Consider the following 25473-nt stretch of genomic DNA (forward strand, 5'->3'; position numbering starts at 1 on the left):
GGTTCCTACTTTGGGGAATGCTATGAAATAGGCTCTAATCCTTCTTTAAGGAAGTTGAACCAGTTTTCACCCAATATTTTTCCAGCCTCAGATTCACTGAATCCGTGACCCATTAATCCGTTGTAGATGTTCTCCATCCCTGCGCTGCCGCAGAACCATGGCAGCGCATCTGGCCATCCCGAGTTACTTGCTGAACCTTCGCCGTAATCCATCGCTTTTGACCAACGCCCGTTGCGCATCCACTCCAACACTTGTTGCGGCTGATTTAGGCACAAATCACTACCGATGCCTAAATGGTCGACGCCAAACATGTCTGCGGTTTTCGCTACCATCTGGCAGAAATCATCCAGCGTGCACTGGCTGCCATTTGGTAAATGGAACGGATATAAACTGAATCCAATCAAACCACCGCGCTCCGTCAGTGCTTTGATCACGGTGTTGGACTTGTTGCGCAGTGCGTCATGCGCAAACGTCGGGTTAGCATGGCTGATACAAATTGGACGCGAAGAGAGCTCGATAGCTTCCAACGTTGAACGCTCTGCGCTGTGGGACATATCAATGATCATCCCGACTCGGTTCATCTCTTCAATCGCTTGCTTACCAAAGCGAGTTACGCCGGAATCATTTTGTTCGTAACAACCTGTCGCCAGTAAGCTTTGGTTGTTGTAGGTCAGTTGCATGATCAGCAGACCTTGACGGCGCATCACTTCAATCAGGCCAATTTCATCATCGATTGGTGAGCAATTTTGCGCGCCGAAGAAGATGCCGACTTTGCCTTCTGCTTTGGCTTTTTCTACATCTGCCATTGAATAAATAGGCATGATGAGGTCCGCATTTTGCTCGAAGCGCAAGTTCCACTCAGCAAAACGCGTCAAGGTTTCGCGCGCAGTTTCGTGGTAGACGATGGTGGCATGAACGGCGGTAATGCCACTCGCCTTAAGCGTTTGGAAATACTCTCGATCCCAATTGCAGTACTGCAATCCGTCAATCACAATCCGTTGTTGGTACATAACCACTCCTTAAACAATTTCTTAGCCTTTTCGTGCGGGTAACTGACACCATCAGTTACCCTGCCGATCTTAGTAAGGACGCTGATAAGCGGTTTTCACTACGGTGTAGAACTCTTTGGCGTACTGACCTTGCTCACGAGGACCAAAGCTAGACTCTTTACGGCCACCAAATGGAACGTGATAATCTGTACCCGCAGTTGGCAAGTTAACCATGACGCAGCCCGTTTGGACTTGCTGTTTGAAGATCGCGCTATTACGCAAGCTTTGCGTGATAATGCCGCCTGTCAGGCCAAAGCGCGTATCGTTCGCGACTGCAATTGCCTCATCCAGATCAGAAACGCGAATCACGCTCGCCATTGGCGCAAAGACTTCTTCTTGGTTCACTTCCCAGCCATTCTGTGTATTTAAAAACAGAGTTGGTGACATGTAGTAACCGTCATGCTCTAGGCTCAGACGCTCACCACCGAAAGCCAGCTCCGCGCCTGCTTGGCGTGCGTTTTCGATCCACTCAAAGTTCGCATTCAGCTGGTTACCATCAACAACAGGGCCCATGAACACGCCCTCTTCTAGAGCGTGACCCACTTTAAGTTCGCTCATGCGTTTGATTAGCGCTTCAACATACGCGTCGTGAACTCCGTCCATAACGACAAGACGAGAAGACGCGGTGCACTTTTGACCTGCACCCGAGAATGAGCCTGCGATTGTTGCTTCGACAGCAATCTGAATGTCTGCATCATCTGCCACTACGAGCGCATTTTTGCTACCCATCTCTAGCTGACAACGCACAAAATTTGGTGCCGTTGCCGCTGCAACTTTACGGCCTGTGTCCACAGAACCAGTGAAGCTCACGCCGTTCACATCCTTCGAATTGATAAGGGTATTACCTACTTGCGAACCGCTACCCAAAACGAGGTTAAACGTGCCAGCAGGTAAACCTTGGCGATGGATAATCTCTGTCAGCGCAACGGCACTTGCTGGGGTTAGGTTGGCAGGCTTCCAGACGACGCTGTTGCCAAACGCAAGTGCTGGCGCGATTTTCCAAGCCGCTGTTGCTGTTGGGAAGTTCCAAGGAGAGATAATGGCGATAACGCCGACGGCTTCGCGAGTAACTTCAACGGAGACACCTGGACGGACGGAAGCAGCGCTATCGCCAATTTGACGCAGAACCTCAGCAGCAAAGTATTGGAAGAATTGGCCAGCACGGTAAATCTCACCTCGACCTTCAGCAAATGGTTTACCTTCTTCACGCGAAAGCAAGGTGCCCAATTCGTCACATCGTGCAATGAGCTCATCACCAATCGCTTGTAGCACTGCTTGCTTGCGCTCGATTGGTGTTTTTTCCCACTCTGGCTGCGCTGATTTAGCCGCTTGAATCGCTTGCTCTACTTGCGACACACTCGCTTGTGCGAAATCGCCAATGTTTTCGCTGATATCAGAAGGGTTAATATTGGCGATGGTGTCCATGCCCGATTGCCATTCACCTGCTATATAGAGGGATTTTTCTGCTTGAACATTGTTAATAAAAGTCATGGTTCTTTCCTTGTTCTTCCGATTTGTGATGGCAAGCCACTCACTCACTGATCTCTAATTATTCTCGTTGGATTTATTCTGGTTGGCTTGCCGACGCGTAGACAACAAACTCCACCAACATCTCTTCTCGCGCTAACCCTGCAACCACCATGGCGGCGCGATTTGGGTACGGCGCTTCAAAATATTCCGCGTACACTTGGTTAACGGTCTTTAAGTATTCTCTGTCAGTCACATAAATCAGGACCTGCAACACCGAGTCCAAAGACTCCCCTGCACACTCCAGGGTGTGAATGAGATTGTTAAAGGTTTGACGTGTTTGTGCTTCGATACCGCCTTCCACAACCGCGCCTGTGTCATCAATAGGAATTTGAGCCGTATACAGGGTTCCGTTGTTGACTATCGCCCATTCAAGCGGCGCTTTAGAAGCAAATAGACTGGTTTTAACTGGGTGTTTTTTAGTAGGAGTATTCACGTGCCTTTCAACCTTTGTAACGACTTTGTTTCAATATGGTTAAATGATGCACATTGACAGGCGATAAATCTAACGGTAAATTTTTGACATTTGATAAATTAAACTTATCACTCTGTTTAAAATAACGTAAATAAAGGGATTAAGAGGCATTAGGGATGAGTATTAAGCTTCAACAATTAATGCATTTTGTGATGGTAGTCGAGGAAGGAGGCTTTCGAGCCGCTTCACATCGTGCAAATCGTTCTCAGGCGGCACTGTCAACATCGATAAAAGAGCTTGAAAGAATTCTAGGGCAAACGCTGTTTGAACCCGGAAACAAAACCAAATTGACCCCGTTTGGTGAAATTTGTCTGCCCAAAGTGGTTCAGTTTCTCAATATCTACAGTGCACTAGACAACGATCTCAAAGCAGCCGCTGCCGGACAGCAAGGGAGAGTGCGAATTGCGAGCGTTCCTTCTGTTGCAGCGAAGCTCATTCCTAGCGTGTTGGGCGCCTTTTGCGAACAGTATCCAAATGTAGAAGTAAGCTTGATAGACGATAATGCCGCTGGCGTCGAGGCTCGCCTACTCTCCGGTGAGGTCGACTTAGCGCTCGGTAACCCCTCTCACCTCGATGAGGGCGGCATTGACTTTACGCCACTGTTAGCCGATCCAATTGGCGTGGTATGTTTAAAGGATAACCCTATTGCGAGTCATCCAGAAGGAATCGAGTGGCAAACTTTGTTGGAACAACCCTTTATCCGTAACGGCACTTGTACACTTCTCGATCCAACCCCAGCAAGAGCTCTGAGTCAGCAAGCGCTCTATTCGGTCGAAAATATTACTTCGCTGTTTTCTGTCTTAGAACTTGGGATTGGTGTCACGACCCTACCGAAGCTTGCTTTCCCAACCAATGAAACACGCTTGGTTTGGATTCCGCTTATCGAGCCACCACTTGAAAGGCAAATTGGTATATTTACGTTAACCGATCGCACGATCTCGCCTCAAGCTAAAGCATTTCACGATCTTTGTGTGCATTATTTAAACTATCAAAAAGAAGATAAATAATGGTTCGATTAACATGCGGATAATTAAAAGCCTCCATATTCAGAGTGGAGGCTAATTTGTATTTGTGTATTCGCTTCGTTCTATTTTTTGCGACGATTTCGGTTCTTATACACCACGCAAAAGTTACCACGCTTGGTACGACACTTTGAGCAACGTTCGCAATCTACTGGTGCGCGATTGCCTTCTTTCCAACGTTTGATCAACTGCGGCTCAGCCAATAAAGGGCGTGACACAGCAAAAAATTGGATATCTGTGTTTTCTGCAATTTTCTCAATCGCATCAATGTCGCTCAGCCCGCCGACAGTAATCACCGGTATGCTAACGTCCTGACTGATCACGTGACCATATTCGTGAAAGTAACCTTCTTTTTGTAGTGTGTAACCATCGAACGTTTGACCAACAAGTTCGTTTGCTTTGCCGTGAATATTGCCAGACACGACGATCGCATCAACGCCTACTTCTTCAAGTGTCTTACAGACGACGCGAGTTTCATCGAACGTTAAACCGCCGTCAAAGAACTCAGTTGCCGTCAGTTTAACGAGGATGGGAAATTCGCTTCCAACCAGCTTTCTGGTTTCAGAATAAATTTCTAAAAGAAAGCGCATGCGATTTTCTAAGTCACCGCCATATTCGTCTTCTCGACGATTATAGTACGGGCTTAAAAACTGGTTAATTAAATAAGTGTGCGCCGCATGAATCTCTACGCCGTCAAAACCAGCGTCTTGAGCACGTTTACTCGCCAATGCGAATGCCTTTACGATGTAGTCTATTTCGTCCTTTGTCATCGCTTTGCCTTGCGTATTTGTACCACGCTCAGGCACGTCACTCGGAGCGAAGATGACACGCTCACCGACGTTATGGGTGGTTTTGGTGCCACCGTAAGCAATTTGCATCACGATTTTAGAATCTTGTTGATGTACTAGCTCTGTTAGCTTTTTGTATTCTTCAATAAAAGAGTCGTTGTAGATCCCCATCATACCTGCGTTGGGTTTCTCTTCTTCAACGATATTGGCATAACCCGTGACAATAAGCCCAACCTCCCCTTTCGCAAGCGTTTCGTAAATATCGTAAAGCTTTGCCGTCATGTGACCATCTTCGGTCGCCATGTTCTCCCACGTTGCGCTTCTCACAAAACGGTTCTTTAGAGGCATGTTGCCAATGCGGGCTTCGGAAAACAAAATGCTCAAAACCAGTCCTCTTAAAGTTGTCTTTATGTTTTATCTTTTCGCAAGTAAACAAGAACGAAAAAGGAACAGCGATACACGATGTATGGCTGTTCCTTCTCTGAATCCTTGAGACCTGCAAACTACAGGCGCACCTTAATGCCTCGGAGACGACAAAACTTTAATCTGGGTTAAGGTTTGGTGAGTTTTTAGATTATGTAAAAGGATGATTCTTAATCGTGTTCATTTCACTGGAGCTAAGATGCTTCCTCACCCACTTTCAGTCGTAAAACTTTTGTATTTCGCTTCAACTCAAACATTCACATTGTTAGTTTGTATGCTGCTATGGGAACTAGCACTCCCCCCAAATGTTTACATTACAAACTATCGATATTGAATTCTCATATGGTAAGTAGAGTTATTGCGCTGTTTATACTTTTTAGCTTAAAAGTCGCTATTTCTTGGCATTATTACGCGTCAGCGGAAACGTGCTTCACTATGTTTTACACACTGGTTGTTTTTGCTTTTAGATATGAATACGTGATAGTGAAGCTAGAGGAGGAACAGGAAAAACAGTGAAAATAAAGGACAATAGAAAGTGAAATGACCTTACTTCTAGGTAAGGTCATTCATGCATTCAGCAGCAAAAGATATTAGCGCGTAGCAAACGCTTAGGTTTGGTTATTACAGAGCTAGAGGAATCAACTCGACGCCAAGCACACCACTGATCCCCATCACCACTAGCAGTGAGACTTTAAACACCGACTTTGACCAAGCGATGTAGTTGTTGTCATCAATGCTGCGAAAGGTCACTTTCGTCCACATAAAGCAAACAACCGCTGCAACTGCTAAGTATTCATACCCGGCTTCACCTAGTAAAAATAACCCCAATGATGCTGCTCCAAAAGCCACGACATACGCTTTCATGTGTCGATGCGCTTTATGAATGCCCTCTTTAACTGGCAATACGGGAATCCCGGCTTCTCGGTAGTCTTGCATGCGGAACATGGCAATGGCATACGAGTGCGGCATTTGCCAGAGACAGAACATGGTAAAGAGTAAAATCGCTTCCAAGCTAATGAAGTTTGTTACCGCTAAGTAACCCACCAATGGCGGAACTGCGCCTGAGATACTTCCCACTAAGGTCCCATACACCGAGTTACGTTTGTACCACATCGTGTAAAAGAACACGTAATACACGTAGCCAAGCAACACGACGACAGCGGATAGTGGGTTCACTCGGATAAATAACAGTGCGGTTCCTACCAGCAATAATGCAAGTGCATAAACAAACGCAATATCGATATTGATGTTGCCTTTCACTGTTTCACGATTTCGTGTACGTGCCATCTTTTGGTCGATATCACGATCGAAAATATTATTCACCACACAACCTGAAGCGATGACTAACCCAACACCAACTAACGTCGTAACGAACAACATTAGACTGGCTGGTTCTGTTTTTGCGGCGAGGAAGAACCCCGCCGCAACAGAAATCAGGTTGCCGAAAATAATGCCCGGTTTAGTGATAGACAAATAACTTTTCAGCATACCTTGACCTACAACTTCATGTTGACGTTCATGTTGTAGATGATCCATACCGAGCCAGCGATAAGGATAAGTACAACAATGGCGGTAAACATCAGTGATACAAGGTTCCAACGTCCGTCGGATGTTTTTGTTTCCATGTGCAAGAAGTATTTAAAGTGAACAAATATCTGCACTAATGCACATCCAAATAGAATCGCATAGGTCGTTGTATCTGGTAATGATTTCGTCCAAACAAAGTAGAACGGAATTACCGTCAGAATCAGTGAGGCAATAAAGCCTTTCACGTAATCTGACGAACTGGTTTCTATATGTTGATCCATTACATTACCCCCAGTAAGTAAACGATGGTAAAGACACAAATCCAAACGATATCTAGAAAGTGCCAGAATAGGCTTAAGCAGTTAAAGCGCATTGCCATATTGTCGTTCAGACCTTTCGTCGACAGTTGATGATACGCTACCGCTAACCAAATCAGACCAAAGGTTACGTGCAGGCCGTGCGTACCAACCAACGTAAAGAATGCCGATAGGAATGCACTTGTTTGTGGCCCATAGCCTTCTTCAATCAGGTGATGGAACTCATAGACCTCCATACAGATAAAGCCAAGACCAAGCGCGAACGTGACTAACATCCAGCGTTTGAGACCAGCAACGTTGTTGCGCTTCATCGCGATAATGCCAAAACCAAATGTGATACTGCTAAACAGCAGCAGCATGGTTTCGACAAACACGAATGGGAGTTCGAAAATGTCTTTACCTGTTGGGCCTGCAATTGAATTGCTCGACAGCACAGCGTACGTCGCGAACAAGGTCGCAAACAATACACAGTCACTCATCAGGTAAACCCAGAAGCCAAATAGCTTGTTGCCATGCGTGTCATGGTGGTGATCATGGTCGTGATGTGCTGCGATATTAGTTTGCATACGTCACCTCCAGATCATCTTTACTTTCGCTGTCTTTCACTGAGTTTTTCTTCGCTTCTTCAAGCTGAGCTCGACGTTCGGCCTCAATTGCTTTGATCTCTTCAACTTCCACGTAGTAATCCACATCATCGTTATAGCTATGCTGAATACACGTCACGATAATACCGACCAAACTTGCCGCCGCTAGCCACCAGATGTACCAAATCATGCCGAAGCCAAATAGGAGCGACCAAGCCGACACGTAGATGCCTGTTGCCGTGTTTTTTGGCATATGAATACGTTCGTATTCCACTTCTTTAGTTGGATCGAACTCGCCACTTTGTTTCTGGTACCAGAAGGCATCCAGCACATCACCTTTTGGTAGGTGCGCAAAGTTGTAGAACGGCGGTGGAGACGATGTTGCCCACTCAAGAGTACGTCCACCCCACGGGTCACCAGTTAAATCACGATTTTGCTCGCGGTCACGGATACTCACGTAAATTTGGATGAACTGAGACAATACGCCCAGCGCAATCACAACCGTACCTGCTGCGGCAATCGACAACAGTGGGAAGTATTCTGGGTTGATGTCTTGGCTTAAACGACGAGTCATCCCCATAAAGCCCAGCGCATAAAGCGGTAGGAACGCCATTAAGAAACCAATAATCCAAAGATAGAACGCACGTTTGCCCCAAGTTTCATTCATGGTGAAACCGGTCGCTTTCGGGAACCAGTAAGTGATCGCAGCGAAACATCCAAACACCACACCACCGATGATAACGTTGTGGAAGTGAGCGATAAGGAATACTGAGTTATGCAGAACGAAATCTGCACCCGGAACAGCCATTAGTACGCCCGTCATACCACCAACAGTAAAGGTGATCAGGAAACCCACCGTCCACATCATTGGCGTCGTAAAGCGGATGCGGCCTTTGTACATGGTGAATAGCCAGTTGAAGATCTTCACCCCTGTTGGGATAGAAATGATCATCGTGGCAATACCGAAGAAGGCATTTACGTTCGCGCCAGACCCCATCGTAAAGAAGTGGTGTAGCCAAACAACAAAGGCAAGAATCGTGATAACTACGGTAGCCCAAACTAGCGATGTGTAACCGAACAACTTTTTACGTGAGAAGGTTGCGGTGACTTCTGAGAACACACCAAAAATTGGCAAGATCAAAATGTACACTTCTGGGTGACCCCAAGCCCAAATCAGGTTGACGTACATCATTACGTTGCCGCCAAGATCATTGGTAAAGAAGTGCATGCCTAGGTATCTATCCAGCGTAAGCAGAGCGATAGTCACCGTTAGGATTGGGAATGAAATGATGATCAAAATGTTTGCACACAGAGACGCCCAAGTGAAAACTGGCATCTTCATCATTGGCATAGACGGTGTACGCATACGCAAAATGGTCGCGAAGAAGTTCACGCCTGTTAACGTCGTACCAACACCTGATATCTGCAGCGCCCAAATCCAATAGTCGACCCCGACTCCTGGGCTTGCCTCAATACCTGAAAGCGGCGGATACGCTAGCCAACCTGTACGACCAAATTCACCTAAGCCGAGAGACATGTTTGTTAGGATGACACCAACAACAAACAGCCAGAAGCTCAAGTTATTCAGATACGGGAAAGCCACGTCACGTGCACCAATCTGCAATGGCACGATGATGTTCATCAAACCAATGACCAATGGCATCGCTACAAAAAAGATCATGATCACGCCGTGGGCAGTAAAAATTTGATCGTAGTGATGCGGTGGCAAGTAACCTGCTTCACCCGCAGAAGAAAGGAGTTGCTGACTACGCATCATGACTGCGTCAGCAAAACCACGAACAAGCATCACCATCGCTACTGCGATGTACATGAAGCCAAGTTTTTTATGGTCTACTGAAGTAAACCATTCATTCCACAAATATTGCCACTTTCCGGCTTTGGTCACCGCGTAAACTACGGCTAAACCAACCAGCGCCACAACCGCTAGGGTGATGACGATAATAGGTTCGTGGAATGGAACTGAATCAAGAGTTAATCTTCCAAACATTACGATTATCCTTGGTTTTCAGGCAAACAGTTCATTGAACCAGGATGCTGAGTCACAACGTCGGTGAACAAGAACGGAGGAACGCTAGAGAACAAAGTGACTGGCTCTGCGATACTTGGCGCTGCCAGTGAGCTGTATTGCTCCCAATCTTCAATACGATCAGGGCTCGCCTTCACTTTCTGCACCCAATTTAGGAACGCAGCACGATCAGACATTGCTGAAGCTGTGAACTTCATTTGCGAAAAGCCTTCGCCGCTGTAGTTCGATGCAAAACCCTTGTAGTCACCTTCGTGGTTCGCTATCAGGTTGAGCTTGGTTACCATTCCTGGCATCGCGTAGATCTGTGTACCTAAGCGAGGGATGAAAAACGCGTTCATGATGTTGTCCGAAGTCAGTTTGAACTGCACTGGCACGTCTTTCGGGAACGCCACATAGTTCACCGTCGCAATGTTTTCTTCTGGATATATGAACAACCATTTCCAATCGAGTGACACCACTTCGATGGTCATTGGTTTAACATCACTTTCCAAAGGTTTGGATGGCTCTAGTTCATGAGTTGAACGCCATGTGATCGTCGCAAGAATCGCAATGATGATGATTGGAATTGTCCATACCACCACTTCGATTTTGGTCGAGTGTGACCACTCGGGTGCGTACTCTTCTTCAGTGTTAGAGGCGCGGTATCGGTAAGCGAAGTAAATCGTCATTAAAATCACAGGGATTACAACGATCAACATCAGCAAAAGAGCAGTAATAATTAACTCTTTTTCTTGCACACCAATGGCACCTTTGGGGTCAAGTAAAGCTGAATTACATCCTGAGAGCATAAGTATGACGGACGCCAAACTTCCCCTCGACAAGATGCGTTTATATCTTGAGGCTTCCATTAACTTTCTCGATGGTTGTCTGGTTTCAAAGCAGATGCCAATCAAAGTAAATAAAAGCTCACAAATAGCGCAGAGGTAATGTATGAGAACAAGAAAAAACTTCGATAAGTAGTTATTCTACTTACAATTTTTCAACTTCGTCATCAAGCATTTAACCAGCTAGAATGAACCGTTATTTGCTACGATACGATTGGTATCAAGCCAAGAACCAGTTGTTATAGTCATTAGAATGTTTATGTGTTGAGCATGAGTAACGTCGGGCTCAGAGCGAAACAAAACGGAATTGAGTGGAGATCAAAACCACACTCTTAGTGTGAGTTTATTGTTACACTTTGAAACACTATGTTACATTTGGCGCATTATGAGGAGTAAAAAGTTAAAGCTCATTAGCCACAACTGGAAACTAACCTTCCATTAATGGAAGTTACACACTTTAAATCGAATATTAACCTCAACACGAATTTCTCGTGCTTCAACAATTAATTATTTAAAAACAAATAGTTGAAACTTAAAATTGATGAGACTGACTATCAACTTCATTTACGCAGATAGCCTTAATGAGAAGCGGAAACTAAAAAACCAAAAGTGTGATCAGCATCAAATTAATGATTTCACTTAATATTTGAGTGGTATTTACATCTCTTTATTGGATTGCGAGAAATCATTCTCAAGGTAAATCCAAACATAAGTTGTAAATACATTTGGGTTGCGCAGAATTAGCACTCCACAACATAGAAAATGTTGAAATGGAAAGAAACTTATTATTCAGGTCTATCAGAGCCTTATTTAAGTGGTCACTTACATACGAATACCGCCATCCACTTCTAAAACCCTGCCAGTAAAGTAATCACTCTCAATAATGTATTTTACTGCATGCGCGATTTCGCTTGTTTCGCCCATCCTGCCAACTGGGATCATCTTTTCTAATCGCTCTATGGCTTCTGGTTTCATTTGCTCTGCCATCGCGGTATGAACTACACCTGGTGCAACCGCCGCCGCGCGAATACCGTATCTTGCGAGCTCACGGGCCCATGTTGTCGCCATGGTCGCGACCGCCGCTTTTGACGCAGAATAATTGGTTTGTCCGATATTTCCTGCTCTCGCAACACTAGAAATATTGATGATAACGCCTTGGGATCCACTCTCAATCATCTTGACGGCAGCTTCACGCCCACACAAAAATGTTCCTGTCACGTTAACGTTCATGACCAAATTGAATTGATCCAAAGACATCTTACTGATCACGCCATCTTTTGCTTTTACAAGTAACCCATCTCTTAATACGCCAGCGTTATTGACTAACCCATTGAGTTGACCAAAATCTTGGATAATCGCTTCAAACGTGGTTTCAACGTCGATTTCGTTGGTAACATCCACTTGATATGTCAACGCTTTCGCACTCAGCATTCGACACTGCTCTTGTGTTTCCATTAAGCCACTGGCGTTTACATCCAACAACGCTAAATCAGCGCCAGCTTGAGCAAGGGTAATGGCCATCATTTGCCCAAGCCCCTGCCCTGCTCCTGTAATGGCAATAACACTACTTTTTATGTCCATATTGGTGCACTCCATAGCTCGTAATGTTCTCTATCTCAACCAGTCTAAGTTGGCCGAAATGATGCGCGTTTTACGTCACCATCTCGGGCTGGTTTGTCACAAAACTCGGTCTAGCCTTTCTTACTCTTGTATAACTCAAATAAGCTTGAGAAATCGAGTTCGCCGTGGCCGCTCGCGTTGTGGAAAGAATATAAGTTGCGCGCTAACGACCCCATCGGAACCGAAGAATGTGTTTGTAACGCCGCATCTAACCCCAAGCCGAGATCTTTCAGCATGAGTTTGCTCATAAAGCCCGGTTGGTAATCGTGACTGGCTGGCGCACTGTCCATCACGCCTGGGCAAGGATTGTAAAGCTCCAATGCCCAATTTCGGCCAGAGCTTTGCAGCATGATGTTTGATAGCACTTTTGGATCGAGTCCATGATCGATACCTAGGTTTAATGCCTCGCACGTACCAGACATTAAAATGCCGAGCATAAGGTTGTTACAGATTTTCGCCATTTGACCATCGCCTGCTTTGCCAGCATGGAAAACATTTTTTCCCATATACTGCAAAATGGCATTGGCTTTAGAAAACGCTTGATCCGAACCACCAACAATAAAGGTTAATGTCGCCGCTTTAGCGCCAGCAACGCCCCCCGAAACGGGCGCGTCGACAAACAACACGCGTTTATTTGCCGCTTCATTGGCGACTAATCGCGCAGAGTCCGGATCAATGGTTGAACAATCAATCATCAAGGTACTTGGCGAGACAAGATTGAGGACACCTACGCCACCATGTAAGTCACCAAGATACACGGAACGAACGTGAGACCCTGCTGGTAGCATCGTGATGACTGTGCTAGCACCATCCACGACTTCCTCAATAGAGCTCGCCACCACCGCACCAAAAGGTACTAGTTGCTTTGCGGCTTCGCTATCGACATCGAATACTTGCACGTTAAATCCAGACGCGAGTAAGTTTTGCGCCATCGGATGCCCCATTCTTCCTAAACCGATAAATGCGATGGTACTCATGATCATTCTCCTTATTGACCTAGTGTTTGTTCACCCAAATCAGCAAGCGGATGTTCGTCATCCGGCCAAAGTGAGGTAAACAAGGTATCGATGACATCTTCATCGACTTCACTGACACTGTTAAACATCCAGTTAGGTTCGCCATCCCGGTCAATAAGCCGAGAACGGACGCCCTCTTTAAACTCACCTAATAAGGCACTGCGAACCGACAAACTCAACTCTAAACGGAAACAATCTGCAAGCGGTAAGCTGTGGTACTCTTTCACTTGTCTAAAGCAAATATGCGCGGTGATCGCACTGCCCGATGCGAACGTTTGTTTCGCGTTTTCTATCCACTGGCTATTCCCTTCGATAGCCATGATTCGCTGTGCTATCGCATTAAGATCAAAGCCTTTGCACGCTTCCTCTATCTGATCTAAGTATGGACAAATTTGCGTGGTTGGTTTGCTATCAATAACTTGTTCTTCCATTAACTGTAGTAGTGCAGTTACCAACTCTTTCGCATCTTCTTTGCCCCACTGGAGCCGCTTTAGCTCATCCAGTAAGGTGGGATACTGCTCTTCCAACAGTGACCAATCGGCCAAACCAATAGTGACAGCGTCACTTGAATTTACCATTGAACCTGTCAACCCGAGGAATAAACCCACTTGCGGATCTATCTGGCTTAAAAACCACGTACCTCCCACATCAGGATACAGTCCGATATTGATTTCTGGCATAGCAAGGCGTGATATTGTTGTCACAACTTTATGGCTGGTTCCCATAAAAAGCCCCATCCCACCGCCCATGACAATACCTTCTCCCCAACCGATAATGGGTTTGTTGTAAGTGTGGATGAGATAGTCACACTCATACTCCAACGAGAAATAGTTCGTACAGAACTCTACGATTTTTTCTTTACTCTCGTTATGCATGACGTGATACATAGCTCGAACATCACCACCAGCACAGAATGCTTTTTCTCCAGCGCCAGTCAGTACCACACAAGCCATATGTGGATCATCTTGCCACTTGATAAGCTGATCGTTAAGTTGGACTAACATGTCATACGTCAATGCATTCAATGAAGCGGTGTTGTCTAACGTTGCGATACCAATGCGGTGCACGCCATCTAAGCACTCTATTTCACTAATGGTTACCATCCCTGCCATGTGGCCTCCTATCGGTTTTTCCATTGCGGTGGGCGTTTTTCTAAAAAGGCGCGAACACCCTCAACTTGATCTTCCGTATCAAAAAGATTCAGAAACAACTCTCGCTCTTTCATTAAGCCGTGCTTAAGTGGCGCAGAGCGCATATTTTGAATGAGCGCCTTACATGCGGCGACAGAAGATGGTGACTGGTTCGCAACAGATTCAGCAAGTTCCAGCGCTTTACTTAAAGCTTCACCTTTGGGAACCAACTCCTCAACTAGGCCTAGTTCTTTTGCTTTGTCAGCGCTGACTTGCTCTCCACATAAAATGATACGCTTTGCCCAGCCTTCCCCTACTAACGCTGTGAGGTTTTGGGTACCGCCAGCGCAGGGCAAAAGTCCGACTTTGGCTTCAGGTAAAGCAAGTACCGCTTGCTCTTCCACGACTCGAATATCACAAGCTAATGCCACTTCTAAACCTCCACCCATGGCGTAACCATTAATAGCGGCAATGGAAACACCACGGAATTCCGAGAGCATTTCAAAGGCTTCACCAAAGCATCGCGCCATGTCTAACGCAACCGCTTTGTCACCGTCAGAAAATAGCTTGAGATCTGCACCAGCAGAGAAAAACTTTTCTCCACTGCCGGTTAAAACCAGTGCGTAGACCTGCTTATCATTGTTAAGTGTGAGTATCAGCGACTTCAGTACCTTGAGGCTCTCTGCTGTCCACGTATTGGCCGGCGGGTTGTTCATCGTCACCACCGCAACGTGATTAGTGATCGTATGTTGAATGGCTTCTTGGGTTAATGGCATATCTGAATCCTTTCTCAATGAGCAAATCCAATACTTCGCTACAGCAAGGCCGACTCCTCAGAGAGCAAACGGCGCGCGATGATCAAGCGCATGATTTCGTTCGTTCCCTCCAGAATTTGATGCACACGCACATCTCTGAAATGACGCTCCATTGGATACTCTTTGATGTAACCATAGCCGCCATAAAGCTGCAGCGCTTGGTCGCAAACCTGAAAGCCCACATCGGTTGCGAACCGTTTTGCCATCGCGCAATAAGCCGTGGCATCTGGGTCATTTCGGTCGAGCTTGCTGGCGGCATAGCGCACTAACTGCCGAGCAGCCACTAGCTCTGTCGCCATGTCTGCTAATTTGAATTGTAAGGCTTGAAACTGCGCAAGCGACTTGCCGAACTGCTTACGCTCCTGAATGTATTGTGTCGCCTGTTCAAGGGCCTGTTGAGCCGTACCGACGGAACAGGTCGCAATATTTATACGCCCTCCATCAAGCCCTTTCATCGCAAAGACAAAACCTTGCCCTTCTTCGCCCAGTAAATGGCTAGCTGGAATAACGACATTTTCAAAAGTAACCGCTCGTGTTGGTTGGCTGTTCCAACCCATTTTGGGTTCTTTGCGCCCATAGCTGATACCATCTGCGTGAGCAGGAACAACAAATGCAGACACGCCTTTGGCACCCGCTTCTCCGGTTCGCGCCATCACGACCAAAACATCTGTCTCTCCTGCGCCAGAGATAAAGGTTTTGCCGCCGTTGATGACATACTTATCTCCCTTTTTTGTAGCGGAAGTGGTCAGTGCAGCGGCGTCTGATCCTGCGTTAGGCTCAGTTAAGCAATAGGAGCCTAACCACTCCCCCGTAACTAATTTCGGACAGAACTGCGTTTTGGCTTCATCGGTAGCAAAACTGGCTATCATCCAACTGACCATGTTGTGAATCGTCATAAACGCCGTAGTGGACGTACATCCCATGGCCAGTTGTTCAAAGATAATTGAAGCATCCAAGCGACTCAGCCCTAGGCCACCTTGCGCTTCTGGAGTGTAGAGACTGAGAAACCCTAGTTCCCCCGCCTCTCTCAATACGTCTTTGGGGAAAATCTGCTTTTCATCCCACTCCGCCGCCATCGGTGCTAAACGCTCATCGGCAAATTGTTGAGCGGTATCGGCAAATGCACGTTGATCTTCATTAAGTTCAAAGTCCATAAAAGCTCCTTTTATTCACTCAGCGCAGTTGGATGGTCAGATTTGGCCCCGTTGGAATATCGTCATCAAACCAACGCGCCGTCACCGTTTTGGTCTCGGTATAAAAACGCACTGCTTGTTTACCATACGCATGTAAATCACCATAGAAACTGCCTCTCCAACCAGTAAAGGAGAAAAATGGTAAAGGGACTGGAATTGGCACATTAATCCCCACTTGACCGACTTGAATGTCATGCTGATATTTTCTCGCAGCAGCGCCATTAGCGGTAAATATAGAAGTTCCGTTGCCGTAAGGGTTGCGATTCACTAACTCAATAGCTTCTTGCAACGTTTCGACTTCCATACAAACTAAGACAGGGCCAAATATCTCTTGCGTGTAAATCGACATGTTCGCTGTTACACCGCTAAACAAGGTTGGGCCAATCCAGTTTCCACCGGGAAAGCCTTCCACTTCACACTGACTGCCATCGAGTTCACACACTGCGCCTTGTTGTTTGCCATCTTCAATTAGGTCCAATACGCGTTGTTTAGCTTGCTCACTGATCAGTGGGCCATAAGCAGCTTGCTCATCGTCCCAAGGCCCTGGGTGTACTTTCGCCATTGCCTGTTTGAGGTCTGTAATCCATTGTTTTGAATCGCCGACAAATACCGCAACAGAAATTGCCATACAACGCTGCCCCGCAGCCCCTACGGAGGCTCCGATTAGGTTATTCACCACTTGATCTTTGTTTGCATCAGGCATGATCACCATGTGATTCTTTGCACCAGCAAAAGCTTGAACCCGTTTAAAATGTTTAGTCCCTGTGGTGTAGATATAACGGGCAACGGGAACCGAGCCAACAAATGACACCGCTCGAATATCAGGATGACCCAGAAGAAAGTCGACTTGCTCTTTGCGGCCATGAACGATCTGCAACACTCCTTCCGGCGCGCCAGCTTGCTCAAATAGTTCAGCTAAACGAATAGAGGTCAACGGCACTTGTTCGGAGGGTTTAAGCACAAATGTATTGCCCGCAGCGATAGCGATTGGGAACATCCACAACGGAATCATGGCAGGAAAGTTAAATGGCGTAATGCCGCAACACACACCTAGGGGCTGAATCATTGAGTAACTATCAATATCCGTGGCAACGTTTTCGACGGTTTCGCCCATCATGTTGCTGGCAATATTTGCAGCCTGCTCAACAACCTCTATGCCTCGCCACACATCGCCTTTAGCATCCGCTAAAATCTTACCCGTTTCATGAGAAAGCAGTGTGGCAAGCTCATCATGATGCTCTTTGAGCAAGTGCTGATAACGAAGCATGACTCTGGCACGCTCGGATACTGCCACTTCCTTCCAGGATTGGAATGTCTCTTTCGCATTATCAATGGCGGCTTCCATCTCGTGCTCTGTGGAACATGGAACGTACGCAATGACATCATTAGTGGCAGGATTGGTTACCTCAACCCAATCCGATGTTTGAGATTCACGAAACTCGCCACCAATAAACAAGGGAACCAAACGAGTCATCATTTACTCCTTTCTGATTTCAATTAAAGCGGTATTTCAATGCCTATCGCCGTGGCTTCTCCACCACCGATACAAAGTGACGCAACACCCCGCATCACTTTTTTGGCTTCGAGATCACCATTGGTGCCTAGCGCTTGTAGCTGACGCAAACTGTGAATCAATGTCACCAGAATTCGTGCGCCACTAGCCCCTATCGGATGCCCAAGTGCACAGGCTCCACCTTTAATATTTACTTTGCTCGTATCAAGCCCAAGTTCCGCCACCGCTATTTGTGTCACGACGGCAAAGGCTTCATTGATTTCCCACAGGTCCACTTCATAAATGGACCAATCTAGCTGGAACAGCAGTTGCTCAATTGCGTAGACGGGGGCCAAAGTAAATTCTGCAGGTTTTCTGGCATGTGTAGAGTGCGCCTTGATGATCGCAAGTGGTTTAAGCCCCTGATGACGCGCAGTGTCTTCATCCATAAGCACCAGAGCCGCCGCGCCATCTGAAATGGCACTCGAATTAGCAGCGGTCACCGTACCTTTTTCATCGAATGCAGGTTTGAGTTGAGGAATTTTACCAAGGTCAATCGAGCGTGGGTGCTCATCGTAGTCCAGCACCGCTTGTTCTGACTTGGTATTGAGTGAAACCGGCGAAAGTTCATCGGCAAACAAGCCTCGCTCTTGAGCTTCCAACGCACGTTTTGCCGACATCACGGCCCATTCATCCATTTGCTCTCTGGTGAACTTAAGCCTGTCAGCGACTTGCTGAGCATAAACACCCATTAAGTGCCCTTCGTAAGCATCTTGTAGCCCATCGAGAAACATGTGGTCATACGTAGACTGGTGCCCCATGCGCATTCCCTTTCTCGCCTCCCTCAGCAAATACGGCGCATTGGTCATACTTTCCATACCACCAGCAATGGCTGAGCGAATCGTTCCAGCTTTAATGAGATCGTGCGCTAACATGACGCTCTTCATGCCAGAGCCACACACTTTGTTAATGGTGGTGCACCCTACACCCAAAGGAAGATCGGCCCCCATAGATGCTTGCCTCGCAGGAGCTTGTCCACACCCTGCTGGAAGCACACATCCCATGAACACTTCATCCACCGAAGTCACATTCACTTCGTGCATTGCCGCCTTGATCGCCAGTGCGCCTAATTGAGGAGCAGAGTAAGTTTGCAACTTGCCTTGAAAGCGCCCAATTGGCGTTCTTTTCGCGCTGACAATCCAGATGTCTTTTCCCATGATTCGCATTCCCTTAAGGTATATGTGAACACTTGGCAGAATGATGACACCCTACATAGAATTACTCACCAAGCGCCACACCAGCCTTTATCGCCTTTTTCACTAACAAACTTTCATTCCGCGATTTCTTGACGTTTACGTAAGCATAGCACTAGCCTTTACAATGAGATGAAAAAACACACCGAGCAGGCGTTTATATTTCAAAGTTGATGTTCGACCTTCCCATTAAAGGTTCGATTTCCAGAAACTGGATTTTTATTCGAGGTAAGTATGTTATGGAAAAATACAAGATCAGTGACCTCGCCAAGGAGTTTGATATTACTACTCGCAGTATCCGGTTTTATGAAGACGTGGGTCTGATTGAACCAGAGCGAAAAGGCAATATGCGCGTTTATCAACGCAGGGATAGAATTCGCCTCAAACTGATTTTAAGAGGGAAACGACTCGGTTTTTCGTTGGCAGAAATTCGTGAACTTTTCGAGCTCTACGACATGCAACAAACCGAAGGACAGTTGTTGAAAATGCTCAATATCATTGAAGAGAAACAAGCTGTCCTACAACAACAACTCAACGACATCAGCGTCGTTATGGCTGAGTTGAATGCCGCTAAGGAGCGTTGTATTCAAACACTCAAAAGCAAGCAGACATAAACGCTATACTCAATTAGCAACACCGCTATCGGCTTTTCCACCTTACCTCTGATACCGGGAGACGTTATGAAAAGCACCTATACCCCACTCAATTTCGGACTTGGTGATACCATCGATATGCTCCGAGAACACGTTAATGCCTTTGCTACGGAACATATTGCGCCCATCGCCGCTGAGATAGACCGCGATAACCAGTTCCCGAATCATTTATGGCCTTTGTTGGGAGAAATGGGGTTGCTTGGTGTGACCGTCGATGAAGAGCTTGGTGGTGCAGGCATGGGATACCTCGCTCATGTTGTTGCCATGGAAGAAATCAGCCGTGCCTCTGCGTCTGTCGCTTTAAGCTACGGCGCTCATTCTAACCTGTGCGTCAACCAAATCTTTCGTAACGGCACGCCTTCTCAACGCGAAAAATACCTTCCAAAACTCATTGATGGTACGCACGTTGGCGCCCTAGCGATGAGTGAGCCCAATGCCGGTTCAGACGTGATAAGCATGCAACTGAAAGCGGAGAACAAGGGCGACCATTTTGTACTGAATGGCAACAAAATGTGGATAACAAACGGGCCCGATGCTGACGTAGTGGTGCTTTACGCTAAAACGGATGTCAGCGCAGGTTCACGTGGCATTACCGCATTCATTATTGAACGTAACTTCGCAGGTTTCACTCATGCTCAAAAGCTGGACAAACTAGGCATGAGAGGCTCGAATACTTGCGAACTTGTATTTAACCATTGCGTAGTGCCAAAAGAGAATATTCTTGGCGAGTTGAATCAAGGCGTCGAGGTGTTAATGAGTGGGCTGGATTACGAGCGCGTCGTCCTCGCTGCCGGACCACTCGGGATAATGCAAGCTTGCATGGACATTGTGGTCCCGTACGTACATGAACGAGAGCAGTTTGGAAAATCCATTGGCGAGTTTCAGTTAGTTCAGGGCAAGATCGCCGATATGTACTCTCGAATGAGTGCAGCAAAAGCGTATGTATATACCGTCGCAGCGGCTTGTGATCGAGGTAACGCAACACGCAAAGACGCCGCTGGCGCGATTTTGTACAGTGCAGAACTCGCCACACAAATGGCACTCGATGCAATACAACTGCTCGGTGGGAATGGCTACATCAATGAATACCCTGCTGGTCGTTTGTTACGTGATGCAAAGCTTTATGAAATCGGCGCGGGTACCTCAGAGATTCGCCGCATGTTAATAGGCCGAGAACTGTTCGAAGAATCTCGCTAACGGAACATACGACAAGGAAGTCATTATGGCCATTATCAAAAGTAAAACTAAGCCAACTGACGAGTTATTTCTTTCCAATAAAGCTGCGATGGAAACGTTGGTCACTCAACTTAATCAACACATCGAGACCATCAAACAGGGCGGCGGTGAAAAAGCCATTGAGCACCAGAGGCAAAAAGGAAAACTCCCCGCACGAGAACGCATCGCGCGCTTGCTTGATGACAACACTGACTTTCTTGAAATCAGCCAGTTTGCCGCCTGGCAAGTGTATGACGAAGCGATCCCCTGCGCTGGTGTTATCGCCGGCATTGGTATCATAGAGGGGATTCAATGCATGGTCATCGCCAACGATGCTTCGGTAAAAGGCGGAACCTACTACCCACTCACGGTAAAAAAACACCTTAGAGCGCAAGAGATTGCCCAACGTTGCCAACTCCCCTGCGTGTACTTGGTGGACTCCGGTGGCGCAAATCTCCCTCATCAGTCCGACGTCTTCCCCGACAAAGAACACTTTGGTCGCATTTTCTTTAACCAAGCGAGAATGTCGGCGAAAGGCATCCCCCAAGTTGCTGTTGTGATGGGGCTTTGCACTGCTGGGGGCGCGTACGTTCCTGCCATGGCGGATGTGTCCATTATGGTTAAAGAGCAAGGCACCATTTTTTTGGCGGGGCCACCTTTGGTGAAAGCGGCCACTGGCGAAGTCGTGACGGGTGAAGAGCTCGGCGGTGCAGACGTGCATTGTCGAAAATCTGGTGTCGCAGATTATTACGCTGAAAATGATGAACATGCCCTAATGCTTGCGAGAGAAGCCATTGCCAATGCCAATAGAACAAGACCTGTTAAGCCAGAAAACACCGTACTTCCTCCCCGCTACGACGCAGAAGAAATCTACGGAGTCGTGAATGCCAACTTACGACTGTCATTCGACGTTCGAGAAATTATTGCCCGCATCGTCGATGATTCTGATTTCGACGAATTCAAATCCTTGTACGGCAGAACGCTAGTGTGTGGCTTCGCTCGTATTCAAGGACACTTGATTGGTATTGTGGCAAACAACGGTATCTTGTTTTCTGAATCGGCACAAAAAGGCGCGCACTTTATTGAGCTGTGCGCCAAACGGAAAACACCGCTTCTTTTTCTCCAAAACATTACCGGCTTTATGGTCGGAAAAAAGGTTGAAGAAGAAGGCATCGCAAAACATGGCGCCAAGCTAGTGATGGCCGTCGCTTGTGCTGACGTGCCGAAGTTTACCGTGATCATCGGTGGATCGTACGGCGCTGGTAATTACGGCATGTGCGGCCGAGCGTATGATCCAACCATGATGTGGATGTGGCCGAACGCGCGTATTTCTGTGATGGGCGGAGAACAAGCAGCAGGCGTTTTAACACAAGTTCGAAAAGACGCGAAGGAACGTCAGGGGGAAGCGTGGTCAGAGCAAGAAGAGCACATTTTTAGAGAATCGATCATAGACTTGTATGAAACACAAGGACATCCCTATTTTGCGAGTGCTCGGCTATGGGATGACGGAATTATTGACCCTAAAAAAACGCGTCAGGTGTTGAGTCAAGCGTTAACGGCAGCATTAAATGCCCCCATTCCTGATAGCGAGTTTGGCGTCTTCAGAATGTAAACATCCAAAGATGAATTAAGGAAGTTAGTATGCAGGAAATGCAACCAAGCATTATTCCCAACGCCCAAAGGCAAGATGATGTTCTTTGGCATGTCGATGATAATGGCGTAGCGACCATTACCCTAAACAGAACAGCTAAACACAATGCTTTTGACGCTTGTACGATCGACTTGCTGATCCACCGCCTAGATTATCTCGCTTTACGAACGGATGTGCGGTGCTTGGTATTAAGAAGTAACGGCAAGCACTTTTCATCCGGGGCCGATTTGAATTGGATGCAGTCGATGGCCGACAGCACGAGGCAAGATAACTTCGTTGATGCCCAAAACTTGGCAAGACTCATGGAAACATTAGATTCGTTCCCTCAACCCACCATCGCAGTTGTTCAAGGTTCCGCTTATGGTGGTGCTTTAGGGTTGATTTGTTGTAGTGATATCGCCATCGCAAGCCAAAGTGCCAACTTTTGCTTAAGTGAAGTTAGGCTTGGTTTAGTTCCAGCAACCATTGCGCCTTACGTCATGCGCGCGATGGGGAATAGACAAGCTAGACGCTATATCTTAAGTGGTGAAGTCATTTCAGCCGAAGATGCCGAACGGTTTGGTATTGTGCACGAAGTGAAAGAAGCCAAACAGCTTGAAAGTGCGGTCGATAGCGTAATCAAGACGTTGCTACTGAATAGCCCAGATGCGATGCGTAAAGCGAAAACGCTCTGCCATCAATGTCATCAAAACCCCATCGATCAACAACTGATTCACTATACTAGCAAGCTCATTGCGGACATTAGAGTATCACCCCAAGGTCAAGATGGGCTGCAAGCGTTTCTTGAAAAACGTAACCCAAGTTGGGTCACCAAGTCACAGGACAAGTAATGCTGCCTTCCAAAGTAAAGATTGTCGAAGTAGGTCCTAGAGATGGGTTGCAAAATGAATCTCCTGTTGCGACCCAGACTAAAGTCCGGCTGATCAACTTACTCTCTGATACTGGGCTAACGCATATTGAGGCGGGCTCTTTTGTCTCACCCAAATGGGTGCCACAAATGGCGGACTCAACAGAGGTCATGAAAGCAATAACACGGCGAAATCATGTTACCTACTCTGCCCTGACACCAAACCTAAAAGGCTTAGAACAAGCGTTAGAGGCTGGTGCCAATCAGGTCGCGATTTTCACTTCATCCTCAGAAGGATTCTGCCAACACAATATCAATTGCTCGATTGCAGAAAGCCTAACTCGCTTCGAACCTGTAATGCGATTAGCCACCAAACACAGCATCCCTGTTCGAGGTTATCTATCCTGCGTTGCAGATTGCCCTTACGACGGTCCAACAGCCCCTAAACAGGTGGCGAGCGTGACCAAATCGCTCATCGATTTAGGGTGCTATGAAGTATCTCTAGGCGATACAATCGGCACAGGCACGCCAAATCGAATTGCTGCTATGCTGGAAGCCGTCATGTTGGTTGCACCTCTTCCCCAACTTGCTGTCCATTTCCACGATACATGGGGACAAGCTCTCACCAACATTCATCAAGCCTTGAGTATGGGCATCAATACCATCGACAGCAGTGTAGCTGGGCTGGGTGGATGCCCATACGCTCATGGATCATCAGGGAATGTCGCAACGGAGGATGTACTGTATTTATGCCAAGGGTTAGGAATAGAGACGGGGATTGACTTAGAGCTACTGGCTAAAGCTGGCTGGATGATCAGCGAAGAGCTGGGTCGGCAGCCTACATCAAAAGTGTCATTAGCATTGCGTAACCGCGTATTATCACTTTCGTAGAAGGCCATCCGGCACCTCAAATTCTCCCAACCCAAGTTAATTTGCTCTACTTTCGAGTAGGGAAGCGAAACCGCCCGCCAGTACGATAAATAATTAGAGAAAATAAGATAAGCACACAACCTACTAGTTTATTTGCCGTTAGCACTTCGCCATACCACAGCACGCTCAGAATAACCGTCCAAACTGGTTCTAATATCATAATTAGAGCAGCGTTACCTGCCTGAACAAATTTTTGCCCCATAGTTTGCATTACGTAACGCAAGCTCGTCGCTAATAAGGTACTCAACGCAAACCACCACCAAATAGAGGAGTCCACCTCTGCCGGGAAAGATTCCATAAAAAATGAAACCAGCAAACCTAAACAACCTGCTGAAAAAAGTTGCACGCAAGTAAGCAGGAGCACAGGTAGTTTTTGAGAGTATTTGCTGTTCACATTAAAATGAAGCGCCAAAACCAGTGCTGCACCAAGAAACCACAATTGACTGGCCGATTGTTTCCAGCCACCAACTAAAGAAAGACAAGCAAGACCTAATACAGCGATAGGCAAAGAAAGCCAGAAAATTCGTTGTGGTCGTTGACGAAACATAACCCATGCAACAATCGGCACAAACAGCATGGAAAGGCTCATGATAAATGCGCCTTCCCCGAGAGTATCACTGATAGAAATAGCGTAAATCCATGTCATAACGGCACTGCCTAACAGGAGCCCGACACCACCAGCAGAAAGCACATCTTTTAAGTTTGCTTTCAGCAAAGGTCGGTAACATAGAGGCAGTAAGCAGAGCGAAGCGATAGTAAATCGCGCCCCAATAAAGCCAAAAGGTGGTAAACCCTGTATTGTTTCCTTAGAGAATATCCAGCCAAGTGCCGCGATCATCGTCGTCGCAACCAGAATAACCGTCGCTTTACGTTCTGAGTTAAACATAAGTACTCACAAAATATGGAACACACAATAGCGCAGCAAGAGAGTTTTTACTGCGCTATTGTGTAAATTTGAAAGGGGTTTGTGTCGAGCGAAAGAGTGAAAGCCCGATCCTCTCCTGTATTGTTGTCACGCAGATTGAAGTTCTGCTGCTAGATACATTAAATGCAGGCAAAGTATTAAGGCAAGCCT

General features: G+C 46.8%; 23 protein-coding genes. 6 read left to right on the forward strand and 17 right to left on the reverse strand.

Annotated features, from left to right (window positions below):
• Positions 1–20: 20 nt before the first annotated feature.
• The 3 genes from R8O10_RS08610 to R8O10_RS08620 all read right to left on the reverse strand — a co-directional run bounded on the left by R8O10_RS08610 (position 21) and on the right by R8O10_RS08620 (position 3012).
• Positions 21–1010 carry a membrane dipeptidase gene (locus R8O10_RS08610; RefSeq protein ID WP_053303711.1) on the reverse strand — a complete coding sequence of 330 codons (990 nt, stop codon included), beginning with the start codon at positions 1008–1010 and terminating at the stop codon, positions 21–23.
• Positions 1011–1079: 69 nt separating this feature from the next.
• On the reverse strand, positions 1080–2540 hold the full coding sequence (locus R8O10_RS08615) for an aldehyde dehydrogenase family protein (RefSeq protein WP_031781215.1): 1461 nt from the start codon (positions 2538–2540) through the stop codon (positions 1080–1082).
• 73 nt (positions 2541–2613) lie between these two features.
• Complete coding sequence (locus tag R8O10_RS08620; RefSeq protein WP_005375789.1) at positions 2614–3012, reverse strand: RidA family protein; 399 nt, start codon at positions 3010–3012, stop codon at positions 2614–2616.
• A 155-nt stretch (positions 3013–3167) separates the two neighbouring features.
• On the opposite strand from R8O10_RS08620, the gene R8O10_RS08625 reads away from it, so the two are divergent.
• Positions 3168–4058: a LysR family transcriptional regulator gene (locus R8O10_RS08625; protein ID WP_213901641.1), complete on the forward strand. Its 891-nt coding sequence runs from the start codon at positions 3168–3170 to the stop codon at positions 4056–4058.
• Positions 4059–4138: 80 nt separating this feature from the next.
• Here R8O10_RS08625 and R8O10_RS08630 read toward each other — a convergent pair whose 3' ends face one another.
• From R8O10_RS08630 to R8O10_RS08690, 13 genes are all read right to left on the reverse strand, one after another.
• Positions 4139–5245 carry an NADH:flavin oxidoreductase gene (locus R8O10_RS08630; RefSeq protein WP_213889787.1) on the reverse strand — a complete coding sequence of 369 codons (1107 nt, stop codon included), beginning with the start codon at positions 5243–5245 and terminating at the stop codon, positions 4139–4141.
• A 660-nt stretch (positions 5246–5905) separates the two neighbouring features.
• Positions 5906–6820 carry a heme o synthase gene (gene cyoE / locus R8O10_RS08635; protein WP_033906955.1) on the reverse strand — a complete coding sequence of 305 codons (915 nt, stop codon included), beginning with the start codon at positions 6818–6820 and terminating at the stop codon, positions 5906–5908.
• On the reverse strand, positions 6781–7092 hold the full coding sequence (gene cyoD / locus R8O10_RS08640; protein WP_318191302.1) for a cytochrome o ubiquinol oxidase subunit IV: 312 nt from the start codon (positions 7090–7092) through the stop codon (positions 6781–6783). The genes cyoE and cyoD overlap by 40 nt, the downstream gene beginning before the upstream one ends.
• Entirely contained in the window at positions 7092–7694 is a 603-nt protein-coding gene (gene cyoC / locus R8O10_RS08645; RefSeq protein WP_318191303.1) for a cytochrome o ubiquinol oxidase subunit III, read from the reverse strand. Before cyoC ends, cyoD begins: the two co-directional genes overlap by 1 nt.
• Complete coding sequence (gene cyoB, locus R8O10_RS08650) at positions 7684–9720, reverse strand: cytochrome o ubiquinol oxidase subunit I (protein WP_005375781.1); 2037 nt, start codon at positions 9718–9720, stop codon at positions 7684–7686. Before cyoB ends, cyoC begins: the two co-directional genes overlap by 11 nt.
• 5 nt (positions 9721–9725) lie before the next feature.
• The gene (gene cyoA / locus R8O10_RS08655; RefSeq protein ID WP_005388604.1) at positions 9726–10607 is read right to left on the reverse strand and encodes a ubiquinol oxidase subunit II; all 882 of its coding nucleotides are present in this window, start codon (positions 10605–10607) and stop codon (positions 9726–9728) included.
• Positions 10608–11405: 798 nt separating this feature from the next.
• The gene (locus tag R8O10_RS08660; RefSeq protein WP_005375778.1) at positions 11406–12164 is read right to left on the reverse strand and encodes an SDR family oxidoreductase; all 759 of its coding nucleotides are present in this window, start codon (positions 12162–12164) and stop codon (positions 11406–11408) included.
• Between the two features lie 110 nt (positions 12165–12274).
• Positions 12275–13180 carry a 3-hydroxyisobutyrate dehydrogenase gene (gene mmsB, locus R8O10_RS08665; RefSeq protein ID WP_005375775.1) on the reverse strand — a complete coding sequence of 302 codons (906 nt, stop codon included), beginning with the start codon at positions 13178–13180 and terminating at the stop codon, positions 12275–12277.
• 11 nt (positions 13181–13191) lie between these two features.
• Complete coding sequence (locus R8O10_RS08670) at positions 13192–14331, reverse strand: enoyl-CoA hydratase/isomerase family protein (protein WP_158155283.1); 1140 nt, start codon at positions 14329–14331, stop codon at positions 13192–13194.
• 8 nt (positions 14332–14339) lie between these two features.
• Positions 14340–15125 (reverse strand): enoyl-CoA hydratase, encoded by a 786-nt coding sequence (locus tag R8O10_RS08675; RefSeq protein ID WP_053349982.1) that lies wholly within the window; start codon positions 15123–15125, stop codon positions 14340–14342.
• Positions 15126–15163: 38 nt separating this feature from the next.
• Positions 15164–16318, reverse strand: coding sequence for an acyl-CoA dehydrogenase family protein (locus R8O10_RS08680; protein WP_158155285.1), 1155 nt, complete (start codon positions 16316–16318; stop codon positions 15164–15166).
• Between the two features lie 19 nt (positions 16319–16337).
• Complete coding sequence (locus R8O10_RS08685; protein WP_318191307.1) at positions 16338–17831, reverse strand: CoA-acylating methylmalonate-semialdehyde dehydrogenase; 1494 nt, start codon at positions 17829–17831, stop codon at positions 16338–16340.
• A gap of 23 nt (positions 17832–17854) precedes the next feature.
• Positions 17855–19066 (reverse strand): acetyl-CoA C-acyltransferase, encoded by a 1212-nt coding sequence (locus tag R8O10_RS08690; RefSeq protein ID WP_017821196.1) that lies wholly within the window; start codon positions 19064–19066, stop codon positions 17855–17857.
• A gap of 275 nt (positions 19067–19341) precedes the next feature.
• Between R8O10_RS08690 and R8O10_RS08695 the strand changes: the two genes are divergently transcribed.
• The 5 genes from R8O10_RS08695 (at position 19342) to R8O10_RS08715 (ending at position 24359) form a co-directional block, all read left to right on the forward strand.
• Positions 19342–19716 (forward strand): MerR family transcriptional regulator, encoded by a 375-nt coding sequence (locus tag R8O10_RS08695; RefSeq protein ID WP_017821195.1) that lies wholly within the window; start codon positions 19342–19344, stop codon positions 19714–19716.
• 66 nt (positions 19717–19782) lie between these two features.
• Entirely contained in the window at positions 19783–20952 is a 1170-nt protein-coding gene (locus R8O10_RS08700) for an isovaleryl-CoA dehydrogenase (RefSeq protein ID WP_005387610.1), read from the forward strand.
• 25 nt (positions 20953–20977) lie between these two features.
• Positions 20978–22582, forward strand: coding sequence for a carboxyl transferase domain-containing protein (locus R8O10_RS08705; protein ID WP_065275375.1), 1605 nt, complete (start codon positions 20978–20980; stop codon positions 22580–22582).
• Positions 22583–22611: 29 nt separating this feature from the next.
• Positions 22612–23451, forward strand: a complete 840-nt coding sequence (locus R8O10_RS08710; protein ID WP_065275376.1) for an enoyl-CoA hydratase-related protein — start codon at positions 22612–22614, stop codon at positions 23449–23451.
• The gene (locus R8O10_RS08715) at positions 23451–24359 is read left to right on the forward strand and encodes a hydroxymethylglutaryl-CoA lyase (protein WP_238972452.1); all 909 of its coding nucleotides are present in this window, start codon (positions 23451–23453) and stop codon (positions 24357–24359) included. Before R8O10_RS08710 ends, R8O10_RS08715 begins: the two co-directional genes overlap by 1 nt.
• A 46-nt stretch (positions 24360–24405) precedes the next feature.
• Here R8O10_RS08715 and R8O10_RS08720 read toward each other — a convergent pair whose 3' ends face one another.
• Positions 24406–25284, reverse strand: coding sequence for a DMT family transporter (locus R8O10_RS08720; protein WP_005375761.1), 879 nt, complete (start codon positions 25282–25284; stop codon positions 24406–24408).
• Positions 25285–25473: the final 189 nt, after the last annotated feature.

Origin of the sequence: Vibrio sp. 1727, from assembly GCF_033344415.1 — a bacterium.
In the GTDB taxonomy this organism is placed as follows: domain Bacteria; phylum Pseudomonadota; class Gammaproteobacteria; order Enterobacterales; family Vibrionaceae; genus Vibrio; species Vibrio alginolyticus.